The organism is Thermosynechococcus sp. QS41, assembly GCF_031583515.1.
Lineage (GTDB): Bacteria > Cyanobacteriota > Cyanobacteriia > Thermosynechococcales > Thermosynechococcaceae > Thermosynechococcus.
This window is the reverse complement of sequence record NZ_CP134181.1, coordinates 1635136-1656539: the sequence shown is the minus strand read 5'-3', so window position 1 is coordinate 1656539 and position 21404 is coordinate 1635136. Positions and strand designations below refer to the sequence as shown.

23 protein-coding genes are annotated in these 21404 nt (G+C 53.6%); 8 read left to right on the top strand and 15 right to left on the bottom strand.

Going from position 1 to position 21404, the window contains the following annotated elements; genetic code table 11:
* The first annotated feature begins 90 nt into the window (after positions 1-90).
* The 4 genes from dnaK to RHJ80_RS08140 are packed head-to-tail and all read left to right on the top strand — an operon-like array spanning position 91 to position 4793.
* The gene (gene dnaK, locus RHJ80_RS08155) at positions 91-2115 is read left to right on the top strand and encodes a molecular chaperone DnaK (protein ID WP_310800750.1); all 2025 of its coding nucleotides are present in this window, start codon (positions 91-93) and stop codon (positions 2113-2115) included.
* Between the two features lie 49 nt (positions 2116-2164).
* On the top strand, positions 2165-3145 hold the full coding sequence (locus RHJ80_RS08150; RefSeq protein WP_206199748.1) for a DnaJ C-terminal domain-containing protein: 981 nt from the start codon (positions 2165-2167) through the stop codon (positions 3143-3145).
* Between the two features lie 3 nt (positions 3146-3148).
* On the top strand, positions 3149-4234 hold the full coding sequence (locus tag RHJ80_RS08145; RefSeq protein ID WP_310800749.1) for an acyl-CoA dehydrogenase family protein: 1086 nt from the start codon (positions 3149-3151) through the stop codon (positions 4232-4234).
* Between the two features lie 46 nt (positions 4235-4280).
* Positions 4281-4793, top strand: coding sequence for a DNA-3-methyladenine glycosylase (locus tag RHJ80_RS08140; protein ID WP_255451731.1), 513 nt, complete (start codon positions 4281-4283; stop codon positions 4791-4793).
* Here the strand turns inward: RHJ80_RS08140 and RHJ80_RS08135 are convergent.
* Positions 4784-6475, bottom strand: a complete 1692-nt coding sequence (locus RHJ80_RS08135; RefSeq protein WP_310800747.1) for a SulP family inorganic anion transporter — start codon at positions 6473-6475, stop codon at positions 4784-4786. The genes RHJ80_RS08140 and RHJ80_RS08135 overlap by 10 nt on opposite strands.
* A 285-nt stretch (positions 6476-6760) precedes the next feature.
* Between RHJ80_RS08135 and RHJ80_RS08130 the strand changes: the two genes are divergently transcribed.
* Positions 6761-7054: a DUF6825 family protein gene (locus RHJ80_RS08130; RefSeq protein ID WP_181494369.1), complete on the top strand. Its 294-nt coding sequence runs from the start codon at positions 6761-6763 to the stop codon at positions 7052-7054.
* On the opposite strand, the gene RHJ80_RS08125 is transcribed toward RHJ80_RS08130, so the two are convergent.
* Genes RHJ80_RS08125 through RHJ80_RS08115 form a run of 3 tightly spaced genes read right to left on the bottom strand, consistent with a single transcriptional unit; the run spans position 7051 to position 8766 of the window.
* Entirely contained in the window at positions 7051-7806 is a 756-nt protein-coding gene (locus tag RHJ80_RS08125) for a DUF429 domain-containing protein (RefSeq protein WP_310800746.1), read from the bottom strand. The genes RHJ80_RS08130 and RHJ80_RS08125 overlap by 4 nt on opposite strands.
* The gene (locus RHJ80_RS08120; RefSeq protein ID WP_310800745.1) at positions 7787-8551 is read right to left on the bottom strand and encodes an EI24 domain-containing protein; all 765 of its coding nucleotides are present in this window, start codon (positions 8549-8551) and stop codon (positions 7787-7789) included. Before RHJ80_RS08120 ends, RHJ80_RS08125 begins: the two co-directional genes overlap by 20 nt.
* A gap of 38 nt (positions 8552-8589) precedes the next feature.
* Positions 8590-8766, bottom strand: coding sequence for a hypothetical protein (locus RHJ80_RS08115; RefSeq protein ID WP_190278217.1), 177 nt, complete (start codon positions 8764-8766; stop codon positions 8590-8592).
* Positions 8767-8970: 204 nt separating this feature from the next.
* Here RHJ80_RS08115 and RHJ80_RS08110 point away from each other — a divergent pair, with 204 nt between their 5' ends.
* Positions 8971-9402, top strand: a complete 432-nt coding sequence (locus RHJ80_RS08110) for an NfeD family protein (RefSeq protein ID WP_190278216.1) — start codon at positions 8971-8973, stop codon at positions 9400-9402.
* Here the strand turns inward: RHJ80_RS08110 and RHJ80_RS08105 are convergent.
* Genes RHJ80_RS08105 through RHJ80_RS08095 form a run of 3 tightly spaced genes read right to left on the bottom strand, consistent with a single transcriptional unit; the run spans position 9389 to position 10440 of the window.
* A complete protein-coding gene (locus RHJ80_RS08105) occupies positions 9389-9799 on the bottom strand; it encodes a ferredoxin (protein WP_310800744.1) in 411 nt (136 codons plus the stop codon). The two genes, RHJ80_RS08110 and RHJ80_RS08105, sit on opposite strands and share 14 nt — an antisense overlap.
* 24 nt (positions 9800-9823) lie before the next feature.
* The gene (locus RHJ80_RS08100; protein WP_302679888.1) at positions 9824-10210 is read right to left on the bottom strand and encodes a DUF1257 domain-containing protein; all 387 of its coding nucleotides are present in this window, start codon (positions 10208-10210) and stop codon (positions 9824-9826) included.
* A 20-nt stretch (positions 10211-10230) separates the two neighbouring features.
* The gene (locus tag RHJ80_RS08095; protein WP_190278215.1) at positions 10231-10440 is read right to left on the bottom strand and encodes a DUF2997 domain-containing protein; all 210 of its coding nucleotides are present in this window, start codon (positions 10438-10440) and stop codon (positions 10231-10233) included.
* 389 nt (positions 10441-10829) lie between these two features.
* Here RHJ80_RS08095 and RHJ80_RS08090 point away from each other — a divergent pair, with 389 nt between their 5' ends.
* Together RHJ80_RS08090 and RHJ80_RS08085 are read left to right on the top strand one after the other, a co-directional pair.
* Complete coding sequence (locus RHJ80_RS08090; protein WP_310800743.1) at positions 10830-11252, top strand: DUF3887 domain-containing protein; 423 nt, start codon at positions 10830-10832, stop codon at positions 11250-11252.
* 5 nt (positions 11253-11257) lie between these two features.
* The gene (locus tag RHJ80_RS08085) at positions 11258-11953 is read left to right on the top strand and encodes a Crp/Fnr family transcriptional regulator (protein ID WP_149818430.1); all 696 of its coding nucleotides are present in this window, start codon (positions 11258-11260) and stop codon (positions 11951-11953) included.
* Here RHJ80_RS08085 and RHJ80_RS08080 read toward each other — a convergent pair.
* The 8 genes from RHJ80_RS08080 to glyA form a co-directional block, all read right to left on the bottom strand.
* A complete protein-coding gene (locus RHJ80_RS08080; protein WP_310800742.1) occupies positions 11942-12445 on the bottom strand; it encodes a hypothetical protein in 504 nt (167 codons plus the stop codon). The two genes, RHJ80_RS08085 and RHJ80_RS08080, sit on opposite strands and share 12 nt — an antisense overlap.
* 2 nt (positions 12446-12447) lie before the next feature.
* The gene (locus RHJ80_RS08075; protein WP_310800741.1) at positions 12448-13038 is read right to left on the bottom strand and encodes an HAD family hydrolase; all 591 of its coding nucleotides are present in this window, start codon (positions 13036-13038) and stop codon (positions 12448-12450) included.
* Positions 13031-13993: a glycosyltransferase family 9 protein gene (locus RHJ80_RS08070; RefSeq protein WP_310800740.1), complete on the bottom strand. Its 963-nt coding sequence runs from the start codon at positions 13991-13993 to the stop codon at positions 13031-13033. Before RHJ80_RS08070 ends, RHJ80_RS08075 begins: the two co-directional genes overlap by 8 nt.
* 263 nt (positions 13994-14256) lie before the next feature.
* On the bottom strand, positions 14257-17031 hold the full coding sequence (locus RHJ80_RS08065; protein WP_310800739.1) for a YadA-like family protein: 2775 nt from the start codon (positions 17029-17031) through the stop codon (positions 14257-14259).
* Positions 17032-17335: 304 nt separating this feature from the next.
* On the bottom strand, positions 17336-17743 hold the full coding sequence (locus tag RHJ80_RS08060; protein WP_302678013.1) for a hypothetical protein: 408 nt from the start codon (positions 17741-17743) through the stop codon (positions 17336-17338).
* Positions 17740-18990 carry a competence/damage-inducible protein A gene (locus RHJ80_RS08055; protein ID WP_310743651.1) on the bottom strand — a complete coding sequence of 417 codons (1251 nt, stop codon included), beginning with the start codon at positions 18988-18990 and terminating at the stop codon, positions 17740-17742. Before RHJ80_RS08055 ends, RHJ80_RS08060 begins: the two co-directional genes overlap by 4 nt.
* Before the next feature lie 4 nt (positions 18991-18994).
* A complete protein-coding gene (locus RHJ80_RS08050; RefSeq protein ID WP_310800737.1) occupies positions 18995-20041 on the bottom strand; it encodes an MraY family glycosyltransferase in 1047 nt (348 codons plus the stop codon).
* Between the two features lie 31 nt (positions 20042-20072).
* Positions 20073-21350, bottom strand: coding sequence for a serine hydroxymethyltransferase (glyA, locus tag RHJ80_RS08045; protein ID WP_310800736.1), 1278 nt, complete (start codon positions 21348-21350; stop codon positions 20073-20075).
* Positions 21351-21404 lie beyond the last annotated feature (54 nt).

Below are 21404 nucleotides of genomic sequence, written 5' to 3'. Positions count from 1 at the left end.
GTACAATCGAATAAGCGTAACAAAGGGTAAATAATCCGTTACTATAACGCTATTCATTTATTCTAACCAGTGCGGAGTCGTTCAAACGGCATGGGCAAAATTGTTGGCATTGATTTGGGGACAACCAATTCCGTCATTGCTGTGTTGGAAGGGGGAAAACCCGTTGTGATTGCCAATGCAGAAGGCTCCCGCACCACCCCCTCTGTGGTGGCCTTTGGCAAAGATGGCGAGCGCCTTGTGGGTCAGTTGGCGCGGCGACAGGCGGTGCTCAATCCCCAAAACACCTTCTATGCCGTGAAGCGGTTTATTGGCCGCGAATACAGTGAACTGACGGCTGAATCCAAGCGGGTACCCTATACCATTCGCCGCGATGAATCGGGTAAAGTGCGCATCAAGTGCCCACGATTGCAACGGGAATTTGCCCCCGAAGAAATTTCAGCCATGGTCTTGCGCAAGCTGGTGGAGGATGCCAGCCGCTATCTAGGGGAACCCGTCACCGATGCGGTGATCACTGTCCCCGCCTACTTTAATGATTCACAGCGGCAAGCCACCCGTGATGCTGGGCGGATTGCGGGTCTGAATGTGCGGCGGATTATTAATGAACCGACGGCAGCAGCCCTTGCCTATGGCCTCGATCGCCAGAAGGAGCAGACGATTCTCGTTTTTGACCTTGGCGGTGGCACCTTTGATGTCTCCATTCTCGATGTTGGCGATGGCGTGTTTGAGGTGAAGGCCACCAGCGGCGATACCCAACTGGGGGGCAATGACTTTGATAAGTTGATTGTGGACTGGCTAGCCGAAGACTTCCTCGCCAAAGAGGGCATTGATTTACGGCGCGATCGCCAGTCGCTACAACGGCTCACCGATGCTGCCGAAAAAGCCAAAATTGAACTTTCAGGCTTACTGGAAACCAATATCGATCTGCCCTTTGTCACCGCCACAGCGGATGGGCCAAAACACATTGAAACCACCCTCAGTCGTCGCCAATTTGAAGACCTGAGCCAAGACCTGCTGCAACGGCTGCGCTATCCGGTCGAACAGGCACTGATGGATGCCCATTTAACCCCCGCTCAAATTGATGCCGTGGTGCTGGTGGGTGGTGCGACGCGGATGCCCATGGTGCAGGATCTGGTGCGGCAGATGATTGGCCGTGAACCCAACCAAAATGTCAACCCCGATGAGGTGGTGGCTGTTGGTGCCGCCATTCAAGCAGGCATTCTCGCCGGGGATATGAAGGATATCCTGCTGCTGGATGTAACCCCCCTTTCCTTAGGGGTGGAAACCATTGGCGGCGTCACGAAGGTGCTGATTCCCCGCAATACAACGATTCCGGTGCGCCGCTCCGATATTTTCTCAACCTCAGAAAATAACCAAAGCCAAGTGGAAATCCACGTCGTTCAAGGGGAGCGGGAACTAGCAGAACACAATAAGTCCTTGGGACGCTTTAAGTTAACGGGAATTCCGCCAGCGCCTCGGGGGGTGCCCCAAATTCAAGTATCCTTTGACTTGGATGCCAATGGCCTGCTCCAAGTGGTGGCCTTGGATCGCTTTAGCGGTCGTGAGCAAAGTGTGGTGATTCAGGGGGCATCAACCCTGAGTGAAGAGGAAATTCAGCAGATGCTCTTGGATGCGGAGTCCAATGCAGCGGGCGATCGCCAGCGGCGGGCACGCATTGAGAAGCGCAACCGTGCCCAAGATTTGATTCACCGCGCTGAACGTCAGTTGCGGGAAGCGGCTCAGGAATTTGGCTATCAATTTGCCGCTGATCAGCGCCGGAGTATTGAGGCTCTGGTGCGGCAATTGCAGGAGGCCATTCGCAATGAGGACGATCGCCAGATTGACCTCACCTATGCGGCTCTTGAAGAGCGGCTCTACGACTTTGTCCGCCAACTGCGCCTCAGCGAAGAAGCATTGGAAGACGATGAGGATGTCTTTAAGCTGCCCAACCTCAAGGAAGCAGTCAATAAAGGCCTTGATGCGGTGCGGGGTCGAGAGCGGCGGCGTGACGATTATGAGGATGAGTGGGATGAGCCACCCCGGACGCGGCGTTCTCGGGGGTATTCCCAGCGCAGTGATTCAGCCGCATGGGAGGATTGGGATGACGACGACTGGTAGAACTTGTTTGCATTGTTTGCCGCAACTGTGAGTGTAGATAGGACTGTCGATGCGTAATTTTCGAGATTACTACCAGCTTTTGGGCGTGGATCGAGGTGCGAGCACTGAGGAAATTAAACGTGCCTATCGGCGGCTGGCGCGGCGGTATCATCCCGATATGAATCCGGGCGATCGCGCTGCTGAAGAGAAGTTCAAAGACATTAGTGAAGCCTACCAAGTCCTAAGTGATCCGGCTCGCCGTGAGCAATACGATCGCTACGGTGAATATTGGTCACAGCCCGGCTTTCGCACTCGCCCTTCCCAACGTACCACTATGGCTCGGCGCAATGGCACCAGTGTCAGGGAAGAACCCGACCTCAGTGAAGATAATTTTCAAGAGTTTTTGGATCAACTGTTGGGTCGGCGATCGCCCCGCACCTCTACGGTTGCTGCGGATCCCCCCCGTCGCTCGCCTACGATAGACACAGACTACTTTCGCCCCGGCACCGTCAAAACCGCCTATACCGCTGTGAGTCGTCGCGACGCTGAAGCCACCCTAGAAATCCCCCTCGAGAAGGCCTACGAAGGGGGACGGGAGCGGATTCGCCTTGGGGATGGGCGCTCCTTAGAAGTGACGCTGCCACCGGGGATGGTTACGGGTCAGCGGATTCGGCTGCGGGGTCAAGGTACGGGTGGAGGTGATCTCTATCTGAAAATTCAAGTGACGCCCCATCCCCTCTTTCGCCTTGAGGACTACGACATTGTCTGTGAACTCCCCGTGACCCCCAGTGAGGCTGCCCTCGGCGGCCAAATTGAAGCCCCGACCCTCGATGGTTGGGTGAAAATGATGGTGCCAGCAGGGGTGCGCACAGGCCAACGTTTGCGACTGGCGGGTAAGGGCTATCCTCGCCCCGATGGCGATCGCGGTGACCAACTGGTGGAAATTGTCATTACACTGCCGCCCCAACTGAGTGATGCTGAACGCGATCTCTACCGGCAACTTCAGGCCATTGAGTCCTACAACCCCCGTGCCCATCTGGCGTACTCCTAAACTATGGATGCCTTGGTCTTTGCTGACCCCGCAGCGCAGCCTCTCCTAGAGGACATTCAGACCTACCTCAGTACCGTTGTTGCGCCAATTGCCAACCGCATTGATCAGCAAAAGTCCCTTTTATCGGAAAGTCTGCAAGCCCTAGGGAATTTGGGCATTTTTCGTTTGGCGGTACCCAAGGCAAGGGGGGGATTGGGGTGCGATCGCCGTACCCTGTGGCATTTGAACTTGCAACTAGCGCAAACCTCCGGTGCCCTTGCCTTTTTGGTGGCACAACATCAATCCGCCTTGGGGATCATTCTTGAACATCCTGAAGGGAACGTTGCCCAAACCTACTTGGCGGACTTAATGAAGGGACAGATGTTGATTGGTGTCAGCTTTTCCCACCTACGCCACAACCCAGTGGATCTACAAGCTCAACCGACCAGCGAGGGCTACCTCTTGCGGGGAACACTGCCTTGGCTCAGTGGCTTTCAGCACATGACGATGTTTGTCGCCGCAGCTCCCCTACCGGATCAGCGTCTTCTCTTTGCCCTCATGCCCTTTATCAATGCCCAACAGGCCACTGGCGGAATTTTGCACCTCTCATTGCCCTTGCCCTTGGCCGCTGTGCCCTCAACTCAAACGGTGCAAGCAGAAGTGGTGGATTGGTTAGTCCCGCCGGAAGATGTAGTGGGTATCAGTGAGGTGGATTGGATGGCCGTCCGCGATCGCCAGCAATTGCTGCGGGGCAGTGCCGCCCCCATGGGTTGTGGCCGTGCCAGTTTGCAGATTCTCGCTGAGAGTGCCGACGCCAAAGACCTCTATCACCACTTTCGCGATCGCTGGCACCGCCTTTACGACCAGATTCAAGAAGAGCTAGAGAACCTGAATCCCCCCCACCATGCACAACTGCGCGCCGCAGCCATTCACCTTGCCGTCCAAGCGGCTCAGGCTGCCCTGATGACGACGGGTGGCAGTGCCTTGATGCTCAGTCACACGGTGCAGCGTCTCTATCGCGAAGCCATGCTCTACACCGTCTCTGGCTTGAATGCCCCCGTGCGCCATGCCTTGATGGAGGATTTGTTGCTTGAGAAGGGTTCCCATTGAGCGAGATCAGTGTCTGCCCCTTGAGTGGTTGGCTCGCCCTGCCCCAGTGGTTGCCCAAGAATTACTGGGGTGTCTTCTCGTGCGACAGCAGGCCAATGGTCAACTCTACCGCGGCCGTATTGTTGAAACTGAAGCCTATATGGCCGGCGACCCCGCGTGTCATGGCTACCGTCGCCAAACGGCTCGCAACGCCCCGATGTTTGCGGCACCGGGGACAATCTATGTCTATCAAATCTATGGCATTCACCACTGCCTGAATATCGCCAGCGATCGCCCCAATTTTGCCAGTGCTGTTCTCATTCGTGCCCTTGAGATGCTCAGTCCGCCCTTGCCCCCCCGCAGTGCTGCTGGTCCGGGGAAACTGTGCCAAGTCTTGGGGATCGATCGCCAGCTTTCGGGCTTGATGCTAGGGAAAGAGAGCGGCCTCTGGTTAGAAAAGCCGCCCCAACCCCTGACAGCCCCTGTGGTACAAACCACTCGCATTGGTATTTCCCAAGGTCAGGAGATTCCGTGGCGGTGGTATGTGCAGGGCAACCCGGCGGTCTCCCGTTATTCGTAGCTGCCCGTTGTCACCTCCAGCAATTCCTCCGGTTGGTGGAGAAACTGAATGGCCTTTTCGAGGGCTTGTCGGCGATCGCTCACCACATGGTCTGCCGGCAACCGATCCAAAATACGGAAGCGTTGCAGCCGCTGTTGCACCTTATCCGCCGAACCATTCACGAGAAAAATTGCTAAACGATGCTTTTGTGCCTCTTGGATGAGTGACTCAATGGCCAACGTTGCCGTTACCCCCAACAGGGGCACACTGCTGACATCCAGAATCAGCACCTTATAGTCCGACATGATCGCCTGCCGCTGGGAAATTGCCCAAGCGGAGCCAAAACTCATCGGACCCCCAAGGTGGAGGAGCAACAGTTGACCCTTGGCTTCGCGGAAGAGTTCTTTTTCCTCGGGGGTGAGGGGCGTTTGATCATCGGCGTGGGTAATCGCCTTCACATCCTCCGATTGCAGATCCGCCAAGCGCTTGATCGTCAGCATATTGGCAATAAAGACACCCACACCCACCGCCACAATCAAATCCACAAAGACCGTCAGCAGCATCACGCCATACATAATGAAGGCCGCCCGCAGGGACAAGAGGTGGGCACGTTTGAGAAAATTCCAGTCAATGATGTCAATCCCCACCTTGATCAGAATCCCCGCCAACACGGCATTGGGAATCGGTTCCGTCAAAGGCGCAGCCCACAGCACCACCATCAGTAGAATGACAGCGTGGATCATGCCCGATAAGCAGGTGCGTCCACCCGCTTGAATATTTACCACTGTGCCCATCGTGGCACCGGCACCGGGCAGACCACCAAATAAGCCGGACAGTAGGTTACCAATACCTTGGCCAATCAGTTCCTTATCGGAATCGTGCTGGGTGCGGGTAATGCTATCGGCAATCACCGAGGTCAGGAGCGAATCAATACAGCCGAGCATCCCCAGCATTGCCCCGTCCACAATCATCGTTTTCAGCGCAGGCAGTGTAAACGTCGGCGGCACAAACGCTGGCAGCCCCGTGGGAATCGTGCCAATGCGGGTCAAACCGGCATCCGCAAAAAACACCATTGACAAAATCGTGCCTAAAACCAAGGCGAGAAGCTGTGGCGGCACAATTCGCCGAATTTTCTGGGGCGTGAAATAAATGAGTCCGAGGGTGAACAAGCCCAAGGTAAGGGCAGCCGAGTTCAGGGCTTGAATCCACTCTGGCAAGTTTTGCACTGCCCCCAAGACCCCCCCTTTACTGCTGTGCCCCAACAGGGGACCAATTTGCAGCAGGATCATGATCAGGCCAATTCCCGACATAAAGCCAGAAATCACGGTGTAGGGCATGAGGGTGATGTATTTACCCAACCGCAACAGACCAAAGAGGATTTGAAAACAGCCCGCCAGCATTACCACCGTAAAAGCCATGTATAACCCCTGTTCGGGATATTCACTGGTCAGGCGGGTGATCACTGCCGTCATCACGACGGTCATCGGCCCTGTCGGATTGGAAATGAGTGTTGGCGTGCCCCCAAAGAGAGCCGCAAAAAAGCCAAGAAAGACGACGCAGTACAGTCCCGCCGTTGCACCAGCCCCAGAGGTGACCCCAAAGGCCAAGGCCATCGGCAAGGCGACAATGGCGGCAGTCAGCCCACCAAAGAGATCGCCGCGCCAATAGCGAAAGTGAACTCGATTAACTAAATTTGTTAGCATTTCTGCCCCTTTTGGCGAATCTAGAGAGGGTGTCATAGCGAAATCGCTGTTAAGAGCACTCCCTATGGGAGCATCCTCATAACTTGTAGCTATGGTAAGAAAATATTTAATTGATATAATTCTATGCTTTAGCGGAGACAATCGGTCTAGGGAAAACATCAAAGAATTTCTTATCTGTCCTATAGGCAAAAAGGGGAGAATCGGCAGAGAGCGAGATCTGTTTACTGTAAAACTTTGTTACACTCAGGGATTGAGAGCAGCAACTTACGAGGTCATGACACTCCTATGAGTCAATCGCCGCTGGATGCCTTTTTCCTTGGTCGAGCAACTGCAACGCTCCTGCGTGATCAGGCGCAGCATCTATTTGTGGAATTCCTAAGTCAACTGGGGCGATTTGATGCCGAACAGCAGCAGCGGCTCCATCAATTCATGGAAGAGGTGCAAGCTCGTGCCCGTCAAGAGGCAGAAATGGTGGTGCCTCGGAGTGGGGTGGATTGGCAAGCCCTCATTGATGATTTGCGGGCGGAAATTGCTGCTCTACGCACGGAACTGCAACGCTACCGCAATCGCGAAAGCTAGGCACGCGGAACAACAATATAGCCAGTTTTTAAGTAGGCATCGGTTGATGCTGGCTTTGGGGAAAAAGACTCACCACCCAAAACCCAGTGGCGATCGCGCCCCCAATACCACCAATAGGCTGCCGTGTAGGCACAGAGAACGGCATCGAGTTGATCTTCAAGAGCCTTGAGGTCTCGCCCGTTGCTGGGGATTTCGATAGTGAGTTCTAGTGCTAAGGGTGGCTCACAGTGGGGAAGCTGGGTGGCCATTAAATCCCTAAGCTTGGCTAACCCTTTGGCTCGTTCTGCAAGGCGGCCTTTTTTGTATTTAATGATTTGGTCAAGCTGAAAGAGGGCGATCGCCGTGGCATGGGGGAAGACTTCAATTTGAAATCGCCCGTGTGCTTGGGGGGCGATCGTAGGCGCATGGCGAAACCCCCGTTGGCTAAGGGCTTGACTAAAACCCGTGGTGTGCTGCGCAAAGGGGGACTGCTGATTCGCAGGATAGCAGCCGGCATGATACCGCCCAAGGACTTGATGGGCTTGGCGATCGCAGGTACGCATTCCCCGCGAATTGGGAATAATGAGGGGGGCATCCACCGCCACCATGGCTGCTTGCGCAGAGGGTGCATCGCGATCAATCCATGCCAAAAGTTCATCCGTATCACGGGAGCGATCGCAAGCGACCACCGCCAAATCTTGCCCCTGCCACTGCAAACAGCAGTACCCTGATGCCCCTCCTTTCCAAGCCAGATCAACGCCGAGAAACCGCATTCGCTGCCATCAACTGTTGTTGCGGTGGATGATCTTGAATCAGTAAAGCAGCAGCCACAACTCCCACGGGTGGTACGAGCACCAAACCGACGAAGGGGATCAGCAGCCCCAAAAACTGCGCCAAACCAAGGCCATAGATTTGTGGCGTATAGGCACGGGTCAAGAGCTTGCGCTCTCTCAAAGAGGTGCTGTGTTTTTCAAGGAGGTAATCAAAGCTGCTTCGCCCTAGAAAGAAACTGTTAACGATCGCCATCACGATAGGTTGCAGCGGCCCCGTTAGAAATGAAAGCAGCAGGAAGATCACCTGCAACACTGCATCCCGCAGCGCAAACCAACCACCGATAATAGCGTTGAATAGATCGCGCCGCCACCCCACCTCAATCGTTTGTCCCGTGGTAATTTTTTCAACACGGTTGAGCAGCGGACCAAGGAAAGGAATCACCACAAGGGGAATCAGCGTTTGATAGCCAATTAGGGCCAAAAAGACAGCAATGAGGGTTGCCAAAATATCAATGAACCCTTGGTAGAGCCACTGCCATTCCCCATCCACAAACCAATAATCACCAATGACTTGAACAGCCCAGAAAGCAGCAATGATAAGCGTTACCCCCAGAACAAGGCTCAAGCAGGCAGGTAACAGTAGATAGCCCCAAAGACGATAACGGGCGATAAAAAAAAGACCACGACCAAAGGCAAAGAAACCCGCCTGAAACCGCCGTCCTGCTGCCCAAAGCTGCTTGATCACTCAATCATTCTTCTAGAAGCCCCTAGGAAAATCCTAGCCTATCCACGGCGGGGCGGTGTTCCTTCATCATCCGGCGGCGGCGCATCGGCAACAAAATCAGGGGTATTGACCTGTTCAGCACGGGAAACTGGCGTTGCTGTCGGTCGCCATAGCCAACTGGTCAACAGTCCAAGGGTGAGAAGTCCCACCAGGAGGGGAATGAATAGATCCGTCATCGTTGTTCGCCTCATTGAAGTCATTATTGTACAGAATCGGATGAATCTCTCTTGAGTGCTGGCTCTCTTGACGCAGTGGGACTCTTGTAAGTTCCAGTACAACTCTTTCGCAAGAATTGAACACACTCAAAACGGTTAAACCTGCTCGCTGTAGCCGCAGAGTTTGAGCTATCGTTGAAGTGGCTGCCTTGGGTGATAAGAGCAATGCCCCTGTCTCCCTTTTGGATTTGGTTAATTGTTGCCATCATTCTTTTTGTGATGGAGCTTGTTTTGCCGACGGCTTTTATGGAAGCCACCCTCGGCCTCAGCGCCCTGATTGTTGCCTTTCTCTCGTTTCTGATTCCCAGCTTTTCAATACAGATTCTCCTTTGGATGGTGCTCTCTGTTGTGGTGGTCTTTCTCCTGCGGCGGTATCAACCAAAGCGAGTTCCCCCCGTCCTCAAGGAAGCCGCCGAGGCGGAAACACTTACGAAAATCCCCGCTGGCGAGACGGGGCGAGTGCTGTACGAAGGGATTTCTTGGCAAGCTCGCTGTGATGATCCCCGCTTGGCCATTCCCGAACATCAGCGGGTGATTATCATTGGCCGTCAGGGAACGACGCTGATTGTGATGCCCGAGGATGCTATTCAGTCCTAGGGGGCGATCGCCGTTTCTTGCGGTGCGTGGTGGCTGGATCAATGGGAAAACCGGCAAGGGGAACCACCTGCTCAAGGCGTTCTTTCTCAAGCCGTTTTAATTCCGTGTAATCTACCCAGTGGATACAATCAACGGGACAGGTATCAATGGCTTCTTGAATCAGTTCAAGGGGGTCACCCTCTTGGCGTACCACCCGCGATCGCCCGTAGTTCGGCTCAATGTAGAAAGTATTACGAGCCACATGGGCACAGTGCTTGCAGCCAATACAGGTAATTTCATCGACATAGACACCGCGTTGGCGATGGGTTCCTCCGAGTTCAGGTTCGTAGCCGCTGCGAGGTTCACTTTGGCGCAGTTGACCGCCAAGCTCTGGTTCTAAGCCAAGGGGCTGACCCATCTGCCTATCCATTATTTTGACCGGCTAGGAACGCCAGCGTTGCAGCACGACCTTGACACTACCATCGGCCTGCTGTTCTGTGGCCTGCACTTGAAAGCCCTGCTCAGTAGCGGATTGCAACACCGCATGGTAGGCATAGCGCTGAGTGACTTTATTCAAGAAGCGATCCACTGACCATGCCTGCTGCCAAAACTCCAAATCCGCCACTAGCTCATACTCGGTGCCATTCCAGCGAAAGCCAATGTCATAGCCATTATCTTGGGGAACAACGACTTGAGCCGTTTGGGTTTGACCGCGAAAGCCGCGCACTTCTTGGCAGCCAGATTGCCATGGTAAGCCCAAGTCCGTTAGGGCAGCCTGTAGGGCGGGTAAACTGCGAATTTGGGTTTTGATTTGGCTGAAGTGCGACATGGATCACCAATCCTCAACGATTACCACTGGGAGGGGACAGATTGAACAACCAATTGATTTTCTTCCTCTTGGGGAGCGTAGTATTCTGCGGTGGGCTGTTGGCTAATGACACACCCCAGCTGCGCTTCAATGGCAGCAGTCACCTCAGCACAGGATGCCCCAGAAATTCCCGTCACCGTTTCAACGACACGGCCATCGGGATAAATCACAAATTCAAGGGTTTCTAGCATTGGCACAACCTACTCACTCGCAGTTATGACAAACCGCTCACGAGGATAAAATTCAAGTCCTAACCTATGGAACTCATTGTGACGAAGGCTAACCAAAGGAGTCAAGGGCTTTAATAAACTTTACACTCCGCAGCAGTTTCCCCCGGATGCCTGAAGACCTGAAGAATCAGTCATCTATAGAGCCAAGTCTGCGTCGAGAATTGATAAGAGATATGTGGATTGCTTTTCTTGGACGGGACGGCGGCCTCAGGGCGATCGCGACCTCACTCAATCCCTCTGCAAAAGGCGGTATGATATTCAGAAATTCGTTTCGCCTTAAACCCTCAGAAAACCATAAAAAAACTTAAAAAATTATGGGGCAGTCTTTTTCACCATTAACAGTTTTGACCTTGGCATTCCTATGGGGGGTATCTTCCTCTCTGTGGCCAGCGATCGCCCGTGGGGAGTCCCCAGCCGTCATCAGTGTCAGTGAGCAAACTCAAATCCAAACTGCTGAACAATTTGTTGATGCCCTGTTTGGCAATAACTTTGACTTGGCGTGGAGCTATTTGCACCCGCAACTACAAAAAGAGTTTCCGCTCAAACGATTAGAGAAACGCAAAGCAAGGTTCCTGAAGCGGGTTGGTGCCTACAAGGAGCGCCTTGGCAGCAAGAGCAATGGCAATATTGTTAGTGTCAAGGTAGCGTTTGCTAAGGTGACAGATACATTGATTGTGATCATGGATAGCAATGGTAAGATCACAGGTGTTGATTTCCCTGCAACGCCTGACGACCTATCTGCTCAGCCTCTGCCCTCGCCCTCTCGGCCTTGACCTTTATGCAAGAACGGCGTAGTTCTCCTGCACCTGAATTATCTTTACAAAATACACCCTTTTTTCGGGATTTACCGCAGGCAGTGGTGGAGAAAGCCCTAGCCCATGTAGTGACACGTCAGCATCCCGCCAACCGAGTCATCTTGCTGGAGAATGATTGGGGCACATCGGTTTACTTTATCCTCAGTGGCTGGGTCAAAATTCGCACCTACAACATTGATGGCAAAGAAGTCACCCTGAATATCCTCGGTCCCGGCGAACTCTTTGGCGAAATGGCTCCCCTAGAGGAAGTGCCCCGCTCAACGGATGTGATTACCCTAACACCGACAGTTGTGGCCAATATGCCCGCGACGGATTTTGTCAATCTTGTCAATACTGAACCTCAAGCGGGCATACGCCTCGCCAAGTTGATGGCACGACGGCTCCGGCAACTGAATCGGCGGCTGCGGCTGCGGGAATCGGATAGTACGTCAAGGGTGGCCGATATTCTGCTGTTTTTGGCGGATGGTCAAGGGCGACAGGGAGCCGATGGCCTAGAAATTCCCAATCTACCCCACCGTGAATTAAGTAGTCTCAGTGGCATGGCGCGGGAAACGGTGACACGGGTGTTGGGGAAACTGGAGCGCAAGGGCATTATTCGCCGCAATCAAGAGAGCTTGTGCATTACGAATCTACGTGCCTTAGAAAGTTTACTCCTTTAGGACTAAGAACAATAATGATTGCCCTGAAGAGGATGGCAGCAAGTAATGCCCAATGCTCCAGCCAATGAACACTCCTAAAATCGCCATTTGAATCAGCACTAGCATAATTTGCCAGTTCTGGTAGCCAGCAGCTTTCATTTCAATGCGCACAAGAATTTCGGTGCCAATGAGAATGGCAATCACACTAAAGACGTGAAAGGCAATAATGGCAAGGGTGACAGCGGTACTCAGCACCAGTACTGTAAAGAGACTGGGGGTGCCCACGCGCATAATTAAGCTACTAAAGATATTTCTAGGGTTGCTCTGGCGCGATCGCAACAGGCTAGAGGTGCCCCCCACGACAAACACTGTCAGAATTGCTGCAAATAAAGAGGCATAGGCTGACCACATCCAAGGATAGGCAGACAAATACCAGCCCACAAGGACGTAGCCCAATACCACAAGTGAGAGTAAGGCTAGGGGAAACTTGGTATGGTCTGGCGATGAAGTCATCCCTAACGGGGTGGAAGGTGCGTACAAATCCACTCTACGGCAGCGGCTAAATCTGCTGCAATGTAATCGGGCCGACTGGCGTGCTGGTAACTCCCCTCAAGAACGCGATCGCCAAAGCCGGTTTGTACTAAAATCCCATAGCAGCCGGCATTCCGCGCCAGATCAATATCGGTGGCTTTGTCCCCCACCATGACACTGCGGCTGAGATCTAAATCATGATCCCAAGCGGCCGCTACGAGCATTCCTGTATTGGGTTTGCGCCATGTTGTCCAGCCCGCATAGTCGGCAACCACTCCCCCTTCAGGACGGCTGAGATCAGGACAGAAATAAACCGCATCCAACACCGCACCGGCACTGGCGGCTAGCAACTCCTGAAGTCTGTGGTGCAGGGCATGAACATGATCGATGCTGTAATAATCTCGCGCAGGACCTGATTGATTGGAGGCTAAGCAGCAAAACCACCCCGCATCATTGAGCCGTCGCACTGCCTGAGCCACACCGGGGATGAGCTGTAAGTCCTCAAGGCGGTGAATATAGCCCACCTCTTGGTTCAGCACGCCATCGCGATCGAGAAAGACAGCCGGTCTAGCCATGGCGAGCCGCCTCAATCACGGCTGACACGGGAATATCGGCCATGTTGCCAGTAGGGGATTTGACGGCTCGAAAGCGCGGATCGTTGGGCAGGAGTTTGGCAGGATCCGTAGGGCCAAAAAGCGCCACAAGGGGAGTACCCACCGCCACGCCAATGTGCATCGGGCCACTGTCGGTACAGAGAATCTGTTGTGCCTGTTGCATTAAAGCTGCCAGTTTGCGCAAGTCTGGAGGACGGCTAATCTTAATCTCCGGTAGCGCCTGTGTTAGCGCACTCACCCATGCGTGATCTTCAGGCCCGCAGACCACGATAAAGGGCAGGTGCGGCTCCTGCTGTTGCAGCGTCTGGACGACCTCAACCCAAGCAGCGGGGGGGTAAATTTTGTTAATTCCCTTGGTAAGTGCCATCTGACTTGAGCCACCGTGCAAGAGGCGATACCGCCCAGTAATTCCTAGGCGTTGCTGCTCTGCCGTTGCCCACTGTTGATCCGCCTCAGCAATCACGGCCTTGGGCAGGGGACAGGGGGTAGTGATACCAAAGGCTTGCAGTAAGTCGTGGTAGGTGGCGGCGCTGTATTGATCAAGGTTGACAGGTACCGCATCGGTGAGAAATCCCAAGGGATTGAGCTTCGCAAAGCCCACGCGCTTGGGAATCCCCGTCAGCCACAGCAAAAAGCGCACCGCCTTACTGCGCCCCAAGGAGAGAATGGCGTCGTACTCCCCATCCCGCAACATACCAATCAGGTTTACCCACTCAGCCAAGGCATTGCGGTCTTTGAAGTCAAAGGGAATCACTTGGTGGACTGTAGGACTCAGTTGGTAGGCAGCAACCGCACGGGGTTCAACAACCACATCAATTTGACTATTCGGAAAGTGGGTTTTGAGGTCGTCGAGGGTAGGAAAAAACAAAATTTGATCCCCAATACCCCCTGGCACCAGCGCAACAATATTTTTCATCAGCGACCTCCAACAGTAAAAAGCCTTGAATCCAAAGCCCCACAAAAGCCACTGCGTTTCCAGAAGAAGACCACTTGGCAGGGCTTGATCCAAGACTGAGCCATTGCTGGCTGATTCAGCATAAATGGTGGATTCTGGTTGACCACAGACACATCCATAGGGCTAGATTCCTTGGGCAGTATTGAGGAGGCTTAGCTGCAATTTTAAAGGCTAGCGTCTTTTCCCAAATGTGGACATCAAAGCCCCCCTAGTTCCCTGTTGTTCTAAAAACGGGCGCCGATACCAATGCGTGCTAAGGGATAGCCTGCACTAGAAAAACTTGCCCCTGCATCAATAATCACCGGTCCGATTTGGTGGGCTATGGCCATCCCAGCTGCACTGTATCCACCGTAGGTTGCAAATCCCACATTAAATGTGGTTTGACCAGAACGTGCCGGCACAATCGGCATGAGTGCTGCTGCCGAGGCAATGCCCGCAAAGGCCTCTCCCCGTAATTGATTGATTTGAGCATCGGTGTAAGCATTCGCTGCGCCCAAGGCCACTGCTCCTATGCCGTCAACATAGGCTTTATTGACAGCATCCGTCGGATTGATGGGGGTGGCCACATTGGTAATTCGGCGTTCTGCTCCTGGGGCGCCCACAGAAACCGTGTTGGGAGCTGTTGTTACAGAGCCAGCGCCAATGGCCACACTGTTGGGATGGATGGCCTGTGCCGATGGGCCAAAGGCAATGGCATTATTGGCACCCGTCGTTGAATTGTTGCCAATGGCAATACTATTAGCACCCCCAGGGTTAGCAGCATTTCCCAAAGCAATGTTACCGCACGTTACTGTTGCGTTAGTGATTGAACAAATTCCTGTAGCAAACAGTTGGTTGATGAGGGCAGAGAGCTGACTGCCATTAATTGCATCCGTACTCGTTGGTGCAATGATGCCAGGCGCAACATTGACAACCTTGCGTTCAGCACCGGGGGCACCAACAGACACAACATTGGCCTGTGTTGTTACAGAGTTTGCCCCAATGGCCACACTGTTGGCATGTTGAACTGTGGCACCTCTACCAATGGCCACACCATCAGTAGCACCACCCACGACTTGGGCAGTCTGACCAATTGCAATACTATCAGCCGGGTTTGCAGTACTTTGGTGGCCAATGGCAATACTACGAGCCCCCAGCGCTTGGTTGCCTGAACCCATTGCGGTGCTATTAGCTCCTTGGGCTTGGTTACCAGAGCCTACGGCGGTACTGTTGTCGCCAGGGTTCAGGTAGGTGTTGGTGGTGCCATCATAATTATTCCTCATCCCCACAGCGGTGGCGTTTGCTGCATTCGCTGAATTCTGCATCCCCACAGCGGTGGCGTTTGTTTGGGTGGCTTGGTTGCCCGAACCCATTGCGGTGCTGTCAAGCCCTTGGGCTAGGTTCTGCATCCCCACAGCTGTAGTGTTGTCTGCATTGGCTTGGTTCACAAACCCCATTGCGGTGCTTCTATCTCCTTGGGCAGTGTTTGCAAAGCCAACCGCGCTGCTCTGAACTCCTTGGGCGGTGTTTGCAAAGCCAACCGCGCTGCTCTGAACTCCTTGGGCGGTGTTTACAAAGCCAACCGCGCTGCTCTGAACTCCTTGGGCAGTGTTTGCAAAGCCAACCGCGCTGCTCTGAACTCCTTGTGCGGTGTTTTCAAAGCCAACTGCGCTGCTGGCATCTCCCAAGGCGTCGTTATCATACCCCATTGCGGTGCTTCTATCTCCTTGGGCTTGGTTCTCATACCCCATTGCGGTGCTTCTATCTCCTTGGGCTTGGTTCACATACCCCATTGCCGTGCTTCTATTTCCTTGGGCTTGGTTCACATACCCCATTGCGGTGCTTCTAGTTCCTTGGGCAGTGTTTGTAAAGCCAACCGCGCTGCTCTGAAATCCTTGGGCTTGGTTACCAGAGCCTACGGCGGTGGCGTCCTGTTGAGTGGCAAAGTTCTGTCTACCCACGGCGGTGGCGTTTGTTTGGGTGGCTCGGTTCTGCATCCCTACAGCGGTACTGTTGTCGCCAGGGGTCAGGTAGGTGCCATCATAATTATTCTGCATCCCCACAGCGGTGGCATTTACTGCATTCGCTGAATTCTGCATCCCCACAGCGGTGGCATTTACTGCATTGGCTTGGTTCACAAACCCCATTGCGGTGCTATTAGCTCCTTGAGCAGTGTTTGCAAAGCCAACTGCACTGCTCTGAACTCCTTGGGCGGTGTTTGCAAAGCCAACTGCGCTGCTGTCATTTCCCAGAGCTCGGTTCACAAACCCCATTGCGGTGCTTCTATTTCCTTGAGCGGTGTTTGCAAAGCCAACTGCGCTGCTGTCATTTCCTAGAGCTCGGTTCTGCATCCCCACGGCGGTGGCATTTACTGCATTCGCTGAATTCTGCATCCCCATTGCGGTGCTATTAGCTCCTTGGGCTTGGTTCTGCATCCCCACAGCAGTGTTGTTATCACCCTGGGCTTGGTTCTGCATGCCAATGGCGGTGTTGTTACTGCCAGTTGTACCCGCAATGCCATCAGCAACGTTTTGATAACCGACTGCGGTATTGTTATTGCGAGCTGAGTCGGGAAAAAAAGGATCTGAAGGATTGGGTGTTCCAACTGTGCCGACTCGATTTTGTGCTCCTAGGGCAGTGTTATTGTTGCCTTCTTCTGTAGTTGGAATAGGCGCTCCAGAGCCGATTGCGTTGTTAGAGCCAAAGGCATGATTTTGAGCATTAACTCCGTTAATTTGGTTGTTATGACCAACAGCGGTGTTTTCGGTATTTATGTTTGACCCAAGGTTATTGTTGCTACCGATCGCATGATTGGCGACAGTGCCACCATTTACTGTGTTGCTAATACCAACAGCAATAGACCGTTGCAAGGCAGGGAGTAAATTGTTATTTGCGCCACAAATTAGGTTTTCGTTCCCTCCACCACCGGTAGAATTGAAAAAAGGAAAAAAAGGAGGAATAGGATTCCCACAGTCTCGAGTTTGAGACAATGCAGGTGTGGTGACCAGAATAATGTGCACTGTTGTGCTAACAACACAAGCCAAAACGGGGTGTAGTCTTTTGCACATGAGGATAGACCTCCCAAGGTTAAGGTGTAAATACAACAGTCAAGTGCTTTGTAGAATTTTGCACTTTCCTATGGGCTACTCTTTCCTTAAACCCAAAAAGACACAAGTCCTACCGTCGCTAAAAAAGCGAAGGAAAACCCTCCCTTTTTGGTATCCCCCGTTAGCTCACTATTTAAGTAACTCTAGTCAGACTTCGCTTAATTGTCAAGCTTAGTCAAGCACAATTTAGATTTTTTTTCGTTTTTAATCAACCTTATCAGTTCCCGATCGCCCGTTGTAGGCGATCGCGCCATGCCAAGGCAAGGGTGAATTCTGTAAAAGGAATGCGATAACAGTCTCCTGTAAAGGTTTCTAGCACCAGTTGAATTGCTCCTTTAGAATGAGTAGTTTGTGTGTCAATTCGTTGACCGTTACACTCAATCCAAATGTTTTGAATAGTCGATAATTCGCAAGTTTGCAAATGAATAATGCCCTGTTGGGTAGGGTGTCCCCACGTCAAGCGATCGCCCTGCTGACCAAGGACAGCGGCAATGTCATATTTACTGGTTTCAAAATTTTTTGCCCACTGGCGATAGTGTTCCACCTTCCGGTACTCGACCCAGCCCAACCGTGCCAGCACGATAAAAATAGCTAATAGGGGTAACCAGAGCAGACCGTGACTCATCGATTCACCAATAACTGCCGCCGCAATACATCGAGGGCATTCATCGCACTGAGATGTCGCACCCAATCCCGTCCCCGTTGACCACTAAAGCGAAATTCACGGGTCATGACCTCGCCATTGGGCAGTGCCACGCCAATATACACCAGTCCCACTGGCTTACTGAGCGTCGCGCCGCCGGGGCCAGCAATCCCGGTAATACTGACGCCCCAGTCACTGCCTAAACGCGTTTTCACGCCTAGGGCCATCTGGGCAGCCACCACGGCACTCACGGCGCCTTCTTGCTCTAAGTCCTCAGGATTGACCCCCAGTAGAGTTACCTTGACATCATTGGCGTAGGCAATTACGCCCCCCTTAAACGAGAGAGAACTCCCCGGCAAACGGGTTAGCATCTCCCCAAGGCCACCGCCGGTGCAGGACTCTGCCACTGCCACTGTTTGCTGTCGTTCCTGAAGCAGCCGCGCTACCGCACTGGCAAGGGTATCCTCATCCGCACCGTAGCAATCTAGGCCGACAATTTGGCGGATTTCTGCTTCAACGGGTTGAATCAATTGCTGGGCTTCTGCTTCGTCCTTGGCACGGACGGTAATGCGGAGGCGGGTTTCCCCATTGCTGGCATAGGGCGCCACCGTGGGATGCTCACGGGCAATTTGGGCAGCCACTTTTTCCGCAAGTACCGATTCAGGGATGCCCCAGAAACGCAGCACACGGCTGTAAATTACCTCTTTTCCCCAGCCCTGGGAGCGCAAAAAGGGCACCGCAGTTTCTTGCCACATCTGCTTCATTTCGGCGGGAACACCGGGAAAGGTGAGAATTGTCAGACCCGTGCGCGGCTGCCAAATCATACCGGGGGCACTGCCAATCGGGTTGGGCAAAATCTGGGCGCCCGCAGGCAGGAGCGCCTGTTTACGGTTACTGGGACTAAAGCCGCCGCGATGGGCATACTTGCGTTCTAGATCGGCAATAATTTCAGGACGTTCTTCGAGGGGCGCTTGAAAGAAATCGGCGATGGTTTCCGTTGTCAGGTCATCGGGCGTGGGGCCAAGGCCACCCGTGAAAATCAATAGGCGGGCGCGATCGCAGGCAATGGCGACGACTTTCTTAATCCGCGTGGGATTGTCGCCCACCACGGTTTGATAGTAGTGGGGAATCCCCAAGCTTGCCAGTTGCTGGGCCAAAAACTGGGCATTGCTGTTGAGAATTTCCCCCAGCAGCAATTCTGTGCCCACGCAAATAATCTCTGCGCTCATTGTTTCAGTCATCTTCGTTGTTGCGCACCCGTTCCCATACATACCAAGCGGCAAAGCCCATCAAAAGGGAGGCAGCCACGGCATAGCCCCATCCTCCCGGCAAACCGGCCAAGGCCAAGGCCAGACTCCCCACCCATAGCGTTAGGCAATAGATAAACAGCACCGTCATCCGCTGAGAAAGACCAGCCTTGAGCAAGCGATGGTGCAGATGACCCTTATCGGCGGCAAAGGGAGACTGCCCTTTCAGAAGGCGGTTAAAAACAACGGTTGAGGTGTCCACAATGGGCACAGCCAGAATTAATAGGGGCAGCAAAATTGCCACCGCTGTGTAGGCTTTCACAAGGCCAATGACCCCTAGGCCGGCAAGGGTAAAACCCATGAAGTAGGCGCCGCCATCGCCCATGAAAATTTGTGCCGGATTGAAGTTATAGCGTAGAAACCCCAAGGCACCTCCTGCCAAGGCAGCTGCCAATAGTCCTGCCTCCGGCTCCCCCATCAGCATACAGACAAACAGCATCGCTGAGGCAGCAATACCCGACACCCCGGCTGCTAGGCCATCCACACCATCAATGAAGTTAATGGCATTGGCAATGCCGACCAGCCACACTGTCGTCAGGGGTAAGCTCAACCATCCCAAGTCAACAATGCCGACAAAGGGCACCGTGATAATGCGAATTTTGACACCCACGGCCCAGACAATGCCCGCCACCAGAAATTGCAGGACAAGGCGTAGAAGCGCTGGTAAAGTCAGCAGATCATCCGCTAGGCCAATCAGGAAAAAGGCCACCCCGCCAAGGGTGACCCCCCAAATCTCATATTCTGCTGGCTGAGGTAGGACGCCAAATCCTCCCGCATTCCAAACAATCAGCAGTGCCACCAGATTACCAAGAAAAATGGAGACGCCACCGAGGCGCACCATTGGACGGGTGTGAATTTTGCGTTCATTGGGTCGATCCACAAACCCTGCCTTCTGGCCAAAGTCATTGACAATGGGGGTGACCAACAGAACAACGGCAATGGCAGCAAGGAAGGCAATCAGGTGGTACAGCATCTGTTCAGGGCATTGGCAGCAGGATTCCCTCTCAGGCTAGCACTGGTTGCGGCAATTGCAAGTGGGGATAGAGGGGAAATTGAGTACAGAGGGCAGCCACCCGCTCGCGGCAGCGGTTTTTAATCACCTCATCCTCGGGGGCATGCAGGCGATCGCTAATAATTTCGGCGATTTCCGTAAACTCAGCCTCAGTGAAGCCACGGGTTGTCAACGCTGGGGTTCCTAACCGCAGACCACTGGTGACAAAGGGAGAGGCAGGGTCAAAGGGAATCGTATTTTTATTGGTGGTGATATTGATTTCCCCCATCAGGCGATCGGCCTCTTTGCCCGTTAGATTTACCGATCGCAGGTCAATCAGCATCAAGTGGTTATCGGTGCCCCCAGAGACAAGGCGCAGTTGTCGCGCTTGCAGCCCCGCAGCGAGGGCTTGGGCATTGCGGATCACTTGGCCAGAATAGGCTTTGAACTCGGGCTTAAGGGCTTCACCAAAGGCCACCGCCTTAGCGGCAATAACGTGCTCCAATGGCCCCCCTTGGGTACCGGGAAAGACGGCTTTATCGAACTTTTTGCCCAACTCTTCATCACGGGTAAGAATCAGGCCGCCGCGAGGGCCGCGCAGGGTTTTATGAGTGGTGGTGGTGACCACATCGCAAAGGGGCACAGGATTGGGATGGTGACCTGTGGCAACCAAACCGGCAATGTGGGCAATATCGGCCATGAGGTAGGCCCCCACTTCATCGGCAATTTGGCGAAACTCGGCAAAGGGAATGACGCGCGGATAGGCGGAATAGCCGCAGATGATCAGCTTAGGACGGTGCTGCCGCGCCAAATCCCGCACCTGGTCCATATCGAGGCGTTCTGTTTCAGGATGGACACCGTAGTGAATGACGTTAAACCATTTACCAGAAACGTTGACGGGGGAACCGTGGGTGAGATGGCCACCGTGGGACAAATCCATCCCCATAATCGTGTCGCCGGGATTGAGCAGTGCCAAAAAGACGGCAAAATTGGCTTGGGCACCGGAGTGGGGTTGCACATTGGCGTGGGCGGCGGCAAAGAGTTCCTTGGCGCGATCGATGGCCAGTTGCTCTACTTCATCCACAAATTCGCAGCCACCGTAGTAGCGTTTACCGGGCAATCCCTCGGCATATTTGTTGGTGAGAACTGTGCCTTGAGCGGCCATCACCGCAGGAGAAGTAAAGTTTTCGCTGGCAATCAGTTCAAGGTGTTGCTGCTGCCGCTGGACTTCCCGCTGTACCATTTCAGCGACCAAGGGATCCGTTTGCGCAAGCCAATCAATATGGGTCATTTTATTGTCGATGGAGGGAGATGAACTGCCTTACTATCTTATCGCGGATCGCTG

Excerpts from the sequence above, each read along its gene's own strand:
- dnaK (WP_310800750.1), top strand. The coding sequence starts at position 91 with ATGGGCAAAATTGTTGGCATTGATTTGGGGACAACCAATTCCGTCATT.
- RHJ80_RS08105 (WP_310800744.1), bottom strand. The coding sequence starts at position 9,799 with ATGGGTCAGCCCCTTGGCTTAGAACCAGAGCTTGGCGGTCAACTGCGC.
- RHJ80_RS08075 (WP_310800741.1), bottom strand. The coding sequence starts at position 13,038 with ATGGCTAGACCGGCTGTCTTTCTCGATCGCGATGGCGTGCTGAACCAA.
- RHJ80_RS08110 (WP_190278216.1), top strand. The coding sequence starts at position 8,971 with ATGCCCCTGTCTCCCTTTTGGATTTGGTTAATTGTTGCCATCATTCTT.
- RHJ80_RS08085 (WP_149818430.1), top strand. The coding sequence starts at position 11,258 with ATGCAAGAACGGCGTAGTTCTCCTGCACCTGAATTATCTTTACAAAAT.
- RHJ80_RS08060 (WP_302678013.1), bottom strand. The coding sequence starts at position 17,743 with ATGAGTCACGGTCTGCTCTGGTTACCCCTATTAGCTATTTTTATCGTG.
- RHJ80_RS08095 (WP_190278215.1), bottom strand. The coding sequence starts at position 10,440 with ATGCTAGAAACCCTTGAATTTGTGATTTATCCCGATGGCCGTGTCGTT.
- RHJ80_RS08115 (WP_190278217.1), bottom strand. The coding sequence starts at position 8,766 with ATGACGGATCTATTCATTCCCCTCCTGGTGGGACTTCTCACCCTTGGA.
- RHJ80_RS08135 (WP_310800747.1), bottom strand. The coding sequence starts at position 6,475 with ATGCTAACAAATTTAGTTAATCGAGTTCACTTTCGCTATTGGCGCGGC.
- RHJ80_RS08150 (WP_206199748.1), top strand. The coding sequence starts at position 2,165 with ATGCGTAATTTTCGAGATTACTACCAGCTTTTGGGCGTGGATCGAGGT.
- RHJ80_RS08055 (WP_310743651.1), bottom strand. The coding sequence starts at position 18,990 with ATGAGCGCAGAGATTATTTGCGTGGGCACAGAATTGCTGCTGGGGGAA.
- RHJ80_RS08050 (WP_310800737.1), bottom strand. The coding sequence starts at position 20,041 with ATGCTGTACCACCTGATTGCCTTCCTTGCTGCCATTGCCGTTGTTCTG.
- RHJ80_RS08130 (WP_181494369.1), top strand. The coding sequence starts at position 6,761 with ATGAGTCAATCGCCGCTGGATGCCTTTTTCCTTGGTCGAGCAACTGCA.
- RHJ80_RS08125 (WP_310800746.1), bottom strand. The coding sequence starts at position 7,806 with ATGCGGTTTCTCGGCGTTGATCTGGCTTGGAAAGGAGGGGCATCAGGG.
- RHJ80_RS08080 (WP_310800742.1), bottom strand. The coding sequence starts at position 12,445 with ATGACTTCATCGCCAGACCATACCAAGTTTCCCCTAGCCTTACTCTCA.
- glyA (WP_310800736.1), bottom strand. The coding sequence starts at position 21,350 with ATGACCCATATTGATTGGCTTGCGCAAACGGATCCCTTGGTCGCTGAA.
- RHJ80_RS08100 (WP_302679888.1), bottom strand. The coding sequence starts at position 10,210 with ATGTCGCACTTCAGCCAAATCAAAACCCAAATTCGCAGTTTACCCGCC.
- RHJ80_RS08145 (WP_310800749.1), top strand. The coding sequence starts at position 3,149 with ATGGATGCCTTGGTCTTTGCTGACCCCGCAGCGCAGCCTCTCCTAGAG.
- RHJ80_RS08070 (WP_310800740.1), bottom strand. The coding sequence starts at position 13,993 with ATGAAAAATATTGTTGCGCTGGTGCCAGGGGGTATTGGGGATCAAATT.